The sequence below is a fragment of the Sulfitobacter sp. UBA1132 genome, from assembly GCF_002311545.1.
GTDB lineage: Bacteria > Pseudomonadota > Alphaproteobacteria > Rhodobacterales > Rhodobacteraceae > Sulfitobacter > Sulfitobacter pontiacus.
On record NZ_DCAN01000006.1, the window covers coordinates 421,579 to 432,964 of the forward strand.

Annotated in this window: 15 protein-coding genes and 1 tRNA gene; 14 read left to right on the forward strand and 2 right to left on the reverse strand. The window is 60.8% G+C overall.

Annotation, left to right across the window (positions count from 1 at the left end; genetic code table 11):
• Positions 1 to 60: 60 nt before the first annotated feature.
• Positions 61 to 150, reverse strand: a tRNA-Ser gene (locus tag B4F27_RS05855).
• Positions 151 to 297: 147 nt separating this feature from the next.
• Between B4F27_RS05855 and B4F27_RS05860 the strand changes: the two genes are divergently transcribed.
• From B4F27_RS05860 to B4F27_RS05905, 10 genes are all read left to right on the forward strand, one after another.
• On the forward strand, positions 298 to 1,140 hold the full coding sequence (locus B4F27_RS05860) for a DUF2059 domain-containing protein (protein ID WP_074634903.1): 843 nt from the start codon (positions 298 to 300) through the stop codon (positions 1,138 to 1,140).
• Positions 1,141 to 1,142: 2 nt separating this feature from the next.
• On the forward strand, positions 1,143 to 1,952 hold the full coding sequence (locus B4F27_RS05865) for a hypothetical protein (protein WP_286759123.1): 810 nt from the start codon (positions 1,143 to 1,145) through the stop codon (positions 1,950 to 1,952).
• 223 nt (positions 1,953 to 2,175) lie between these two features.
• Positions 2,176 to 2,889 (forward strand): 50S ribosomal protein L21, encoded by a 714-nt coding sequence (locus B4F27_RS05870; protein WP_005853569.1) that lies wholly within the window; start codon positions 2,176 to 2,178, stop codon positions 2,887 to 2,889.
• A 12-nt stretch (positions 2,890 to 2,901) separates the two neighbouring features.
• Positions 2,902 to 3,171 (forward strand): 50S ribosomal protein L27, encoded by a 270-nt coding sequence (gene rpmA / locus B4F27_RS05875; protein WP_005853571.1) that lies wholly within the window; start codon positions 2,902 to 2,904, stop codon positions 3,169 to 3,171.
• Between the two features lie 98 nt (positions 3,172 to 3,269).
• On the forward strand, positions 3,270 to 3,866 hold the full coding sequence (locus B4F27_RS05880) for a GNAT family N-acetyltransferase (protein ID WP_184582059.1): 597 nt from the start codon (positions 3,270 to 3,272) through the stop codon (positions 3,864 to 3,866).
• On the forward strand, positions 3,863 to 4,465 hold the full coding sequence (locus B4F27_RS05885; protein WP_286759124.1) for a LysE family translocator: 603 nt from the start codon (positions 3,863 to 3,865) through the stop codon (positions 4,463 to 4,465). Before B4F27_RS05880 ends, B4F27_RS05885 begins: the two co-directional genes overlap by 4 nt.
• Before the next feature lie 2 nt (positions 4,466 to 4,467).
• A complete protein-coding gene (locus B4F27_RS05890) occupies positions 4,468 to 5,004 on the forward strand; it encodes a GNAT family N-acetyltransferase (protein WP_005853576.1) in 537 nt (178 codons plus the stop codon).
• Positions 5,005 to 5,031: 27 nt separating this feature from the next.
• Positions 5,032 to 6,069, forward strand: coding sequence for a GTPase ObgE (gene obgE / locus B4F27_RS05895; protein WP_005853579.1), 1,038 nt, complete (start codon positions 5,032 to 5,034; stop codon positions 6,067 to 6,069).
• Positions 6,057 to 7,166, forward strand: coding sequence for a glutamate 5-kinase (gene proB, locus B4F27_RS05900; RefSeq protein WP_286759125.1), 1,110 nt, complete (start codon positions 6,057 to 6,059; stop codon positions 7,164 to 7,166). The genes obgE and proB overlap by 13 nt, the downstream gene beginning before the upstream one ends.
• A gap of 79 nt (positions 7,167 to 7,245) precedes the next feature.
• Positions 7,246 to 8,523, forward strand: a complete 1,278-nt coding sequence (locus B4F27_RS05905; RefSeq protein ID WP_286759126.1) for a glutamate-5-semialdehyde dehydrogenase — start codon at positions 7,246 to 7,248, stop codon at positions 8,521 to 8,523.
• Here B4F27_RS05905 and B4F27_RS05910 read toward each other — a convergent pair.
• Positions 8,520 to 9,122, reverse strand: coding sequence for a histidine phosphotransferase family protein (locus B4F27_RS05910; RefSeq protein ID WP_286759127.1), 603 nt, complete (start codon positions 9,120 to 9,122; stop codon positions 8,520 to 8,522). The two genes, B4F27_RS05905 and B4F27_RS05910, sit on opposite strands and share 4 nt — an antisense overlap.
• Positions 9,123 to 9,190: 68 nt before the next feature.
• Here B4F27_RS05910 and B4F27_RS05915 point away from each other — a divergent pair, with 68 nt between their 5' ends.
• From B4F27_RS05915 to B4F27_RS17650, 4 genes are all read left to right on the forward strand, one after another.
• Positions 9,191 to 9,394 carry a DUF3553 domain-containing protein gene (locus B4F27_RS05915; protein WP_005853586.1) on the forward strand — a complete coding sequence of 68 codons (204 nt, stop codon included), beginning with the start codon at positions 9,191 to 9,193 and terminating at the stop codon, positions 9,392 to 9,394.
• A 99-nt stretch (positions 9,395 to 9,493) separates the two neighbouring features.
• Positions 9,494 to 10,258 (forward strand): GNAT family N-acetyltransferase, encoded by a 765-nt coding sequence (locus B4F27_RS05920; RefSeq protein ID WP_286759128.1) that lies wholly within the window; start codon positions 9,494 to 9,496, stop codon positions 10,256 to 10,258.
• Positions 10,255 to 11,109: a lysophospholipid acyltransferase family protein gene (locus B4F27_RS05925; protein WP_286759129.1), complete on the forward strand. Its 855-nt coding sequence runs from the start codon at positions 10,255 to 10,257 to the stop codon at positions 11,107 to 11,109. The genes B4F27_RS05920 and B4F27_RS05925 overlap by 4 nt, the downstream gene beginning before the upstream one ends.
• 188 nt (positions 11,110 to 11,297) lie before the next feature.
• Positions 11,298 to 11,386, forward strand: an 89-nt coding sequence (locus B4F27_RS17650) for a 30S ribosomal protein S2 (RefSeq protein ID WP_414717689.1), incomplete at its 3' end; no start/stop codon positions are given.

Consider the following 11,386-nt stretch of genomic DNA (forward strand, 5'->3'; position numbering starts at 1 on the left):
CGTGCGACCAAGGCGACGGCTTGTCCCGTAAGGGGTGGGCCTCAACTGTCAGGGGGATAGTGGCGGAGAGACAGGGATTCGAACCCTGGGAACCCGTGAAGGCTCAACGGTTTTCGAGACCGCCCCGTTCGACCACTCCGGCACCTCTCCGCATCGGTGTGGTGCGTCCGTTTAGGATGGATTTTGCGGGGTGGCAAGGGGGGCTAGGCCAGTTTTCGCGGACACGGGGAATTTCATTGCTGACAGATGGATTTCGCCTAAGCTCTTGGGGTGGATCAACTTGAAAGGAATGCCCTGATGCGCCGACTGTCCCGTTTGCCGTTAACTTTATGTTTTGGATTGGCGGTCATGGTATCGCTGATTGCACCGATGGCACGGGCCGCCGACAGGGAAAGGGTCGATGCATTTCTGGAAGTCACAGGGTTTGATGTCGCTCTTGAAAGCATCCGGCTGTCTGCTGATTCCGCGCCGCAAATGCTGGGGATTGATGCGGATGCCTTCGGCTCTGAATGGTCGCGTCTGGTGCGCGAGGTATTCGAGACGGATTTGATGCTGGACATGGGGGCCGGTATTCTGGCGCAGGCGCTTAGCGATGATGCGCTGGAACATGCCTCGGATTTCTATGCCAGCGATCTGGGCCAACGCCTGGTGGCCGCTGAAAACGCGTCGCATATGGAGGAAGACGATGCCGCGAAGGCAGAGGCGGGCGATGCGATCCTGAACGGGCTGCGCGGGATCGATTCTCCGCGTGTGGATCTGTTGGCGCGTCTGAACGGGGCGAGCGATGTCGAGGAGAGCTCGATCAAGGCGCTGCAAGAGGTGCAGATCCGGTTCCTGATGGCAGCGGCGGGCGCGGGCGTGATCGAATTACAGATGGAAGAACCCGACCTGCGCGAAGCGATGCGCGCGCAAGAGCCCGAGATGCGCGCCTCTATCAAAGAGAACGCGCTGGCGGGTGCGGCCTATACCTATCAGGCGTTTTCGGATGAAGAGGTACTGGTCTATGCCAAGGCGCTGGAAGATCCGCAGATGCAGGAGGTCTACGCGCTGATGAACGCCGTGCAGTTCGAGATCATGGCGAACCGGTTTGAAGAGGTCGCACAGCGGCTTGGCACCATGCAACCCAGTCAGGACCTGTAACCATGCGCGCCTTTGTTCTTGCTGCTGGCCTGTCGATGCTGGCGCTGCCGCTTTGGGCCGACGCGCGGTCAACCGTGCTGGTGGATGTCCTGCGTCTTGGCGAGCTGGCCGAGATTTTGCAGCGCGAGGGATTGGAGAACGCGGAAACGCTTGATCGCGATATGCTGGGCGGGCAGGGCGGCGCGGGGTGGGCGCTGCAGGTGCGTGCCATCTACAACCCCGAACGGATCGTCGAAACCCTGCGCGGGGCATTGGATGCGGGGTTGCAAGGGCAGGCCCGCGAGGATGTCATTGCCTTTTTCGCGCAAGACACGGGCGCAAGGATCATCACGCTCGAGAACGAGGCCCGCGCCGCCATCACCGACCCCGAGGTGGAAGACGCCGCCCGTGCAGGTTTCCATGACCTTGAGGGCAGCGACGACCCACGTCTGGCGCAGATCGCCACATTGATCGACAGTGGCGATATGATCGATCGCAATGTCACCGCAGCGATGAATTCCAACTTTCAATTCATGCGCGGGATGGCAGATGGCAACGCGCTGCAGATGACAGAGGCCGAGATGCTGGCCGACGTGGCGCAGCAGCAAGAAGAGATCGCGCAAGACACGCGCGGCTGGCTTTATGGCTATCTGCTGCTGGCGTATTCTCCGCTGGAGGATGCAGAGCTTGACCGCTATATCGCCTTTGCGCAAAGCGATGCGGGGCGCAGCCTGAATACAGCGCTGTTCGAGGGCTTTGGCACCGCATACGAAGACGTGTCCTATGCCCTTGGCCGCGCAGTTGCGTTGAACATGGTGGCCGAGGAGTTATAGCCAGCCGCACCGCCTTTGCGATAAGTCCTGCGAGGCCCGTGCTGGCCCTTGACATCAGGGGGGCGGTGCATCATACGGCAAGCCTCAACCTAAGGGTGCCCGTTTCGGGTGCCTTTGTTATTTCATGAACATCCCGAAACGGGATGCGCTGTCCGAGGTGGGCCAAGGCCCGACAAACTCCCGAACGGGGACCACAGGATGCGGAAACAGTAAAGGAAGACGCATGTTTGCGGTCATCAAGACAGGCGGCAAGCAGTACAAAGTTCAATCCGGCGATATGCTGCGGGTAGAACGTTTGGCTGCTGACGCGGGCGAAACAGTCCAATTCAACGAAGTTCTCATGCTGGGCGGCGATTCCCCCAAGCTGGGTGCTCCTTTGGTCGCAGGGGCCGGCGTTCAAGCCGAGGTCGTCGATCAGATCAAGGGCGAGAAAGTCATTCACTTCGTCAAGCGCCGCCGGAAGCACTCTTCTAAGCGTACCAAAGGCCACCGTCAAAAGCTGACACTGGTCAAGATCGGCGAGATCCTGTCGTCCGGCGCGGATAAATCCGACGTCAAAGCGGCCATCGGCACCGGGTCCGTCAGCGCTGCTGCCGTGACAGCCATGGAAGAGCGGTATGCGCTGAACAAAACCGATCAGGCCGAAATGGCCAAGCGCGTGAAGAACAACCAGGCCGAAGAGAAATCGGCCAAGCCTGCCAAGGCGAAGAAGGCCAAAGCTGCACCCGCAGCCGAAGGCGCCGACGATCTGAGCAAGATCTCCGGTGTTGGCCCCGTCATCGTTGGCAAGCTGAACGGTGAAGGCATCACAACCTTCGCACAGATCGCTGCTTGGACAGACGCTGACGTCGAAGCTATCGAAGAGAAACTGTCGTTCAAAGGTCGCGTCGGTCGTGAAGACTGGATCGCACAGGCCAAAGAACTCGCAAAAGGCTAAGGAGAGACACCAATGGCACATAAAAAAGCAGGCGGCTCATCCCGTAACGGCCGCGACTCAGCAGGTCGTCGTCTTGGCGTGAAAAAATATGGCGGCGAAGCTGTCATTCCCGGCAACATTCTGGTGCGTCAGCGCGGTACAAAGTACTGGCCCGCTGAAGGCGTTGGCATGGGCAAGGATCACACGATCTTCGCAACCGTTGACGGCAAGGTCCAGTTCCACAAGGGGCTGAAGAACCGTACGTTTATCTCGGTCCTGCCAGCGGCAGAAGCCGCAGAATAAGCCGCACCCGAGAGGTTTGAAAATTTAGGGATCGGCGGAAACGCCGGTCCCTTTTCCATTTTATCGCCCAGTGTTCACCCAGGAAGGGAGGGGCCGTTATGTCACGATCAAACCGCCCCGAGCTGAGCGATGGCACCATCCGTCTGCGCGCGCCCGAACACCGTGACATCGACGCCCGGTTCAAGCTTGGAAACACGCCCGAGATCCACCACATGTTCGGGGCAGAGTTGAACGCCGTGCCGGTGATGACCAAGGCGCTGGCCGAACGTTGGTATGAAACGCAGCTGGTTGAACCGCTGGCCTGGGTCATCGAACATCGCGGCAAGATGATCGGTGCGCTGCGCCTGCATAGTCTGCGTCCGTGGGACGCCAGCGCCGATGTCGCGATCGGCATTCTGGCCCCCAAGAAACTGGGCAAGGGGTTGGGTACACGCGCGCTGCATCTGCTTGCGGCCCACGCCTTTGGCCCGCTGGCGCTGCACCGCCTCTCTGCCCGCGTGCTCGACATCAACGAACGCGCTGCGGCCTGTTTCACCAAAGTCGGCTTTGCCCCCGAAGGCCGCGCCCGGCAGTCGTCTTTTCTGGGGGGCGAATGGCACGACAACCTGTTGTTCGGGCTGATCAAACCCGATTACGTTCCGCCCGTCTATGACGCCAAGCCGCGGCAAAAGCGCAAGAAGAAGAGCCAGTCATGAGCGTCGCACTGACATCCTTTATCGTCTTTGCGGCAAGCCAGATCGGCACACCCGGACCGGCGAATATGGCGCTGATGGCCACGGGCGCGCGCTTCGGCTTTCGCGCGGCATTGCCTTTTGTCGCGGGCGTGGCCCTTGGCAAACAGCTGGTGATCTGGCCAGTGGGTTTCGGGTTGATGCAACTGGCCGACCGCGCGCCGGGGGTTTTCGTCGCGCTGAAATTCGCCTCTGCCGCCTATATCATCTGGCTGGCGTGGAAGGTTGCGAACCTGCGGTTGGGGCAGGGCGCACGAACCGAGGCCGCACCGGGCTTTCTGGCCGGGCTGATCGTCCACCCGCTGAACCCCAAGGCCTGGGCGATGATTGTGGGCAGCTTCACGGCCTTCATCGCGCCTGGGACGCCTGCGCTGGCGGCGACGGCCACGGTGGCCGCCGTGCTGCTGGGATGCCAGATCGTGCTGCACCCCTTGTGGACGCTGGCCGGTGCGGGGATCGCAAAGACGGTCGCCGGCACCGTTTGGGAGAAGTATTTGATGTGGACCTTGGCCGCTTTGACGGTGGCCTCTGTCTTGTTCGTGCTGTTCGGAGGAGGGACATAACGATGGAAGATTTAACAGTGTCGCAACAGCAAGTGATTGAAACAGAACGGTTTGACCTGCGCCCTGTGCGCATGTCGGATCGTGGGATGATCGAACATTATGCCAGCGATCCACGGGTTGCGATGCGCACCGCATCCATCCCGCACCCGCTACCGCCCGGCGTGATCGAAAGCTTCATCACCCGCGCCACCAGCACCCCCCGGACAGAAGATGTCTGGGTCATGGATGGGCTGAAAACCGGCGGCTCCGAGGTGATGGGCGTGATTTCCCTGATCCGGATGGACCGCGATCAATCCGAAGTCGGCTATTGGGTCGCTCCTGCGTTCTGGAACACGCATCTCGCGTCCGAGGCGGTACAAGCGCTGGTGCAGGCCAATCCGCTGCGCAACAAAAATATGTTCGCCTCGGTATTTCGCGACAACCCTGCCTCTGCCAAAGTGTTGACAAATGCGGGCTTCCGCTATCTTGGCAATGCGGAAACCTATTGTCTGGCGCGCGAGACCTGCGTACCAACCTGGACGTATAGCCATAAACTATGACCACACGTGCCCCGAAAGGCCCTTTTGATGAAGTTTCTTGACCTGTGCAAAGTCTATATCCGCTCTGGCGCAGGCGGGGGCGGTTGCGTGTCTTTCCGGCGCGAAAAATACATTGAATACGGTGGTCCCGATGGCGGAGACGGCGGGTCGGGCGGATCGGTCTGGGCCGAAGCCGTCGACGGGCTGAACACGCTGATCGACTTCCGCTACCAGCAGCACTTCTTTGCCAAGAACGGCCAGCCCGGCATGGGCAAGCAGCGCACCGGCAAGGATGGCGATGACATCATCCTGCGCGTCCCCGTGGGTACCGAGATCCTTGATGAGGATCAGGAAACCGTGCTGGCAGATATGACAGAGCTTGGCCAGCGCGTCGAACTGGCGCGGGGCGGCAACGGCGGCTGGGGGAACCTGCATTTTAAATCCGCGACGAACCAGGCACCGCGCCGTGCCAATCCCGGACAGGAAGGCGTGGACCGCACGCTGTGGCTGCGTCTCAAGCTGATCGCGGATGTGGGTCTGCTCGGCCTGCCGAACGCGGGTAAATCGACCTTCCTTGCCGCGACATCGAACGCGCGGCCGAAGATTGCGGATTACCCGTTTACCACACTGCACCCGAATCTGGGCGTTGTGGGGGTGGATAATACCGAATTCGTCGTCGCCGATATCCCCGGCCTGATCGAAGGCGCGTCCGAAGGGCGCGGTCTGGGCGATCTGTTTCTGGGCCATGTCGAACGCTGCGCGGTGCTGCTCCACCTGATTGATGGCACGTCAAACACCATTGCCGAAGATTACCAGACCATCATCAACGAACTCGAAGCCTATGGCGGCGAGCTGGCGGATAAACCGCGGATCACCGTGCTGAATAAAATTGATGCACTGGATGAAGATGACCGCGTAACCGCCCGCGAGGAATTGGAAAAAGCCTGCGGCGCAGAGGTCATGATGATGTCTGGCGTCGCCCGCGAAGGGGTCACCGAGGTGCTGCGGGCTTTGCGTGGCCAAATTGACGACGATCGGCTGCGTTTCCGCTCCGAAGATGAAGAAGAGGCACCTTGGCAACCCTAAGCGACGGCACCCGTATCGTTGTAAAAATCGGCTCAGCGCTGCTCGTCGATCGGGCCACCGGCCAACTGCGCCGCGATTGGCTGCAAAGTCTCGCGCAGGATGTGGCGTGGCTCAAGGGGCAGGGCAAGGATGTGGTGCTGGTGTCTTCGGGCTCCATCGCTTTGGGGCGTGGTGTGCTTGGGCTGCCGCCAACCACGCTTGCGCTGGAACAATCCCAAGCCGCGGCCGCGGTGGGGCAGATCCGTCTGGCCCGCGCCTATGAAGAGGCGCTGGAACCCTATGGGATCACCGCCGCGCAGGTGCTTGTCACCCTGGAAGACAGCGCGGATCGTCGGCGGTATCTCAACAGCCGCGCCACGATGGAACAGCTGTTGTCCATGGGGGCGGTACCCATCGTCAACGAGAATGACACCGTCGCCACGGACGAGATTCGCTTTGGCGACAATGACCGGCTCGCGGCGCAGATCGCCGTGACCGTGGCGGCAGACCGGTTGATCCTGCTGTCGGATGTGGATGGTTTCTATTCCGCCAACCCCAATGACGACCCCGATGCCATCCGCTATGATGTGATCGACACGATCACCCCAGAGATCGAGGCGCAGGCGGGCGATGCGGGCTCTGGCCTTTCCAAGGGCGGCATGAAGACAAAGCTGATGGCCGCGAAAACCGCGACCGCCGCGGGCTGCGCTATGGCCATCTCCGAAGGATCACCGTTGCGGCCTCTGCTGACCCTTGAAAACGGGGCCAACGCCACCTGGTTCACCGCGCAATCCGACCCCCAAACCGCGCGCAAACAATGGATTACGGCAATCAAACCGCGCGGCAGCGTCACATTGGATGCCGGTGCAGTGGCTGCCATGTCCAAGGGCAAGTCGCTTTTGCCCGCCGGTGTCACCGCTGTTTCCGGTCCCTTCGGGCGCGGCGACTCCGTCGCGCTGCTGGCCCCAGATGGGCGCCCCATCGGGCACGGGCTGACACGCTATACCTCGGCAGAGGCAGAGCTGATCAAAGGTCGACAATCCTCGGAGATTGAGGCGATTCTGGGCGCGCCGGGGCGTGCTGCTTTGATCCATCGGGACGATCTTGCGCTTTCCTGACCTCCAAATGGTTTAAAATCCTCGCCGAAGGCTTTAGGTAGAGGGCAACCCGAAATGACAAAAAAGCAGTAATTAGGTTATGACCTTGGATATGACACAGACAGACGACATTCCCGCGTTGATGGCGGATATTGGCGCGCGCGCCAAAGCCGCCGCCGCGACATTGGGCTTTGCCAGTGCCGACCAAAAGCAGACCGCGCTTGAAAAAGCCGCTGACGCGCTGATGGCCAGCAGCGCCGATATTCTGGACGCGAACGCCAAAGATCTGGAGTTTGGCCGCGACAAGGGTCTCTCTGACGCGATGATGGATCGGCTCTTGCTGGATGATGCGCGCATCAGCGCCATCGCCGACAGCCTCCGCAGCATCGCCGCACAGGATGATCCCGTGGGGCAGGTGCTGACCGAATGGGATCAGCCGACGGGGCTGAACATCCAGCGCGTGCGCACGCCTTTGGGTGTTATCGGCGTGATCTATGAATCGCGCCCGAATGTGACCGCGGATGCCGGTGCTCTTTGCCTCAAGGCGGGTAATGCCGTGATCCTGCGGGGCGGCTCCGAAAGCTTCCATTCCTCGCGCGCGATCCATGCCGCCTTGCAACAGGGGCTCGAAGCCGCTGATCTGCCTGCGGATTCAATCCAGCTGGTGCCCACGCGCGACCGCGCCGCGGTGAGCGAGATGCTGACCATGACCGACACGATTGATGTGATCGTCCCGCGCGGCGGCAAGGGGCTGGTCGGTCTGGTGCAGCGCGAAGCGCGGGTGCCGGTCTTTGCGCACCTCGAAGGCATCGTGCACATCTATATCGATGAAAACGCCGACCCCGAGAAAGTGTTGAAGGTTGTTCTGAACGCCAAGACCCGCCGCACCGGCATTTGCGGCTCGGCTGAATGTCTGCTGATCCATGAAAAAGTGGCGCGGACGATTGGCAAGGGCGTGATCAAGGCGCTGCTGGACGCTGGCGTCGAAGTGCGCGCCGACGGCGAGCTAACCGAGATTGAAGGCACCGTGCCGGCCACGGCGGATGATTGGGGTCACGAATACCTTGATATGATCATCGCGGCGAAAACCGTGGGCAGCATCGACGATGCGATCACCCATATTCGCACCTACGGCTCGAACCACACCGATTGCATCATCACCGAAGACGATGCGGCGGCGACCAAATTCATGACGCGGCTGGATTCTGCGATCCTGATGCACAATGCTTCCACCCAATTCGCCGATGGTGGAGAGTTTGGCATGGGTGCCGAAATCGGGATCGCCACCGGCAAAATGCACGCGCGCGGGCCTGTCGGTGCCGAGCAGCTGACCAGCTTCAAATATCTGGTGCGTGGCGATGGGGCTGTGCGCAGCTAAGCCGTGATCCCAAGGGTGATGGTCGTTTCTGTCACGATGGATGTTAACTGTTGCCCGCTGTCTTTCACGATGGCGGGCAACAGCCCGAACTGCACCTGCGAAGCTGTTAGACCCTCTGCCCGAGACTGCCCCGCCAGCACGCCCCAAAGCGCGGCATTGATGCTTAGCCGGTCGGCCGTGCCGGTGATGTCCCATCCCGCATCGCGGTGATCTATAGTGATCTGCCCACCATAGGGCATCCCCGTTTCCAGACATAGCAGGCCCAGGAACACCATCCGCAGCGCATTGCGCGGCGCGGCAACGCCGTCGGGCCAGGATACCTGCCATTTGGACTGAGCATATAGATCTCGCAGGATACCGCTTGTTTCTTGGGCAGGGACAGGCTGCGCGTCGCCCGCGCCGAAAGCCACGCGAAAGAACCGCAGCCGCGCACTGGCGTTGCGCACGCTTTCATCGATCAGCGCGACTTCGGGGCTCATATTCATGCCCGACATCAAAAGCAGCTCAAGCCCATTGTTGATCGCGCCCACCGGCGATATCAAGTCATGGCAGATGCGGCTGCCGATCAAGGCGGCAAGATCAGTGTCGGTTTCTACCATGGGACGCCCCCTAATTAGCTGGCCCTAAATAGCTGCCCCCCACACCGCGCCGCAGAAAGGACGCACGCTTGGAAGACCTGAATGCGATACTGACACCCGGAATGCTTGTACGCCACCCCGCACATCCCGATTGGGGCGTGGGGCAGGTGCAAAGCAATATCAGCGGCAAGGTCACGGTAAACTTCCGCAGCGAGGGCAAGATCGTGGTCGATAGTCATCGGGTGATGCTCACCCCCGTCTTTGATGAAGGCTCTTCGTTAGCAAATCGTTAATTTTTCGCCGAAAACCACCGCGACGCGGGGCAAGCATTGCGCAACGGGCGGCAACTGCCTATTTATCCGCGTGATTGCGACCGGAGACGAAACCAGCCCATGATCATTGCAAAAGCGGCAGAGTTCGAAGTCCGTCTGGCGCGCACCCAAGCGGATCTTCATGCGGCGCAGCGGCTGCGGTATGACGTTTTTGTCACCGAGCTGGGGGCGGGCGGGCCTTTGGTGGATCACGAAAACCGGCGAGAGGTCGACCAATACGACGATTTCGTGGACCATTTGCTGCTTATTGATCGCAAAACCCAGCAAACTGTCGGCGTGTACCGGCTGATCCGCCGCGATATGGCGGATCGGGCAGGCGGGTTCTATTCGGAAAACGAATATGATCTGTCCGCGCTCAAATCCTCTGGCCGCGAGATACTCGAGCTGGGGCGGTCCTGTTTGCATCCATCCTATCGCGGCGGAATCGCGATGCACCAGCTTTGGGCGGGGCTTGCCTCTTATGTGGCGGAACACGGGATAGAGATCCTTTTTGGCGTCGCGAGCTTTCATGGCACCCAGGCCGAGGCATTGGCGCAGCCCTTGTCGCTGCTGCATCACACCTACCTCGCGCCGCCCGATCTGCGGGTCACCGCCTTGCCAAAGGCACGCCAAGAGATGAACCTGATCCCCGCCGACATCTTGAACCGGCGTCAGGCGATGGTGCAGATGCCCAGCCTGATCAAAGCCTATCTGCGGCTTGGCGGATGTGTGGGCGAGGGGGCCTTTATCGATCATGACTTCAACACCACGGATGTGCTTTTGATGCTCGACACCGCCCGGCTTAGCGAGCGGCAGGCCAAGATCTACAGCGGACAACAAGGATGAGCGCAGCCTGGGACAGCGCCGACCACCCGACACCGGTATCCGTCGGGCCGCTTGGCTGGGTGCTGATGCTGCTGCGTGGGATGACGCTGGCGACGGTGGTTCTTGTGGGGCTGGTGATCCTGCTCGCGATCCGCCTGATAGAGCGCCCGCTATATGGGCAGGGTCGGCCCGTGACCCCGCATATCACCCAGATCGTTTGCAAAATCGCATTCTGGATCATGGGGTTACGCCGCACGGTTATCGGCACCCCGATGCGCCACAGGGGCGCTGTTGTCGCCAATCACACCAGCTGGCTTGATATCTTCAGCTTGAACGCGGCGCAACGGATATACTTTGTGTCCAAGTCCGAAGTCGCCAGCTGGCCCGGCATTGGCTGGCTCGCCAAGGCGACCGGCACGTTGTTCATCGAACGCAATCCGAAACACGCGCGCAAACAGACCGAGGTGTTCCAACGTCGCTTGCTCGACAACCACCGGCTGTTGTTCTTCCCCGAAGGCACCAGCACCGATGGTCTGCAGGTCTTGCCGTTCAAAACCACGCTCTTCCAGTCCTTCTTCGCGCCCGAACTGCGCGACGTGATCTGGGTGCAGCCTGTGACCGTGCTCTATACCGCGCCCAATGGGACCGACCCACGGTTTTATGGCTGGTGGGGCGATATGAGCTTTGGCGGGCATCTGCTGCGCACCTTGGCGTCGCTGCGGCAGGGGCAAGTAACAACGATCTATCACACGCCGCTGGCCGTCGCCGATTTCGAGAACCGCAAAGCCCTGGCCCAAGCCTGTGAAGCGCAGGTGCGCGCGGCCCATCCCTCGGCGGGGCTTGCAACGCCAAACCCCGCTGAATTGCGGTGATATAGGGCCCCAGGCGCTAAAACATGCGCCTTGGACCTTGCGAAGCGTGAAAATCCGGACTATACGCGCGTCACTTAAACCCGCAGTCGGGGTTGGGCCTTTGAGGGAGAAATCCTTGAACGTCCGCCGGTTGGTCCCATTCCGGGATCGAGACCCCCGACGAGGCAAAACCGGAAAGGTATAAAGACATGGCTCTTCCTGAGTTCTCCATGCGCCAACTGCTTGAAGCAGGCGTACACTTTGGTCACCAAACACAGCGCTGGAACCCCCGCATGGG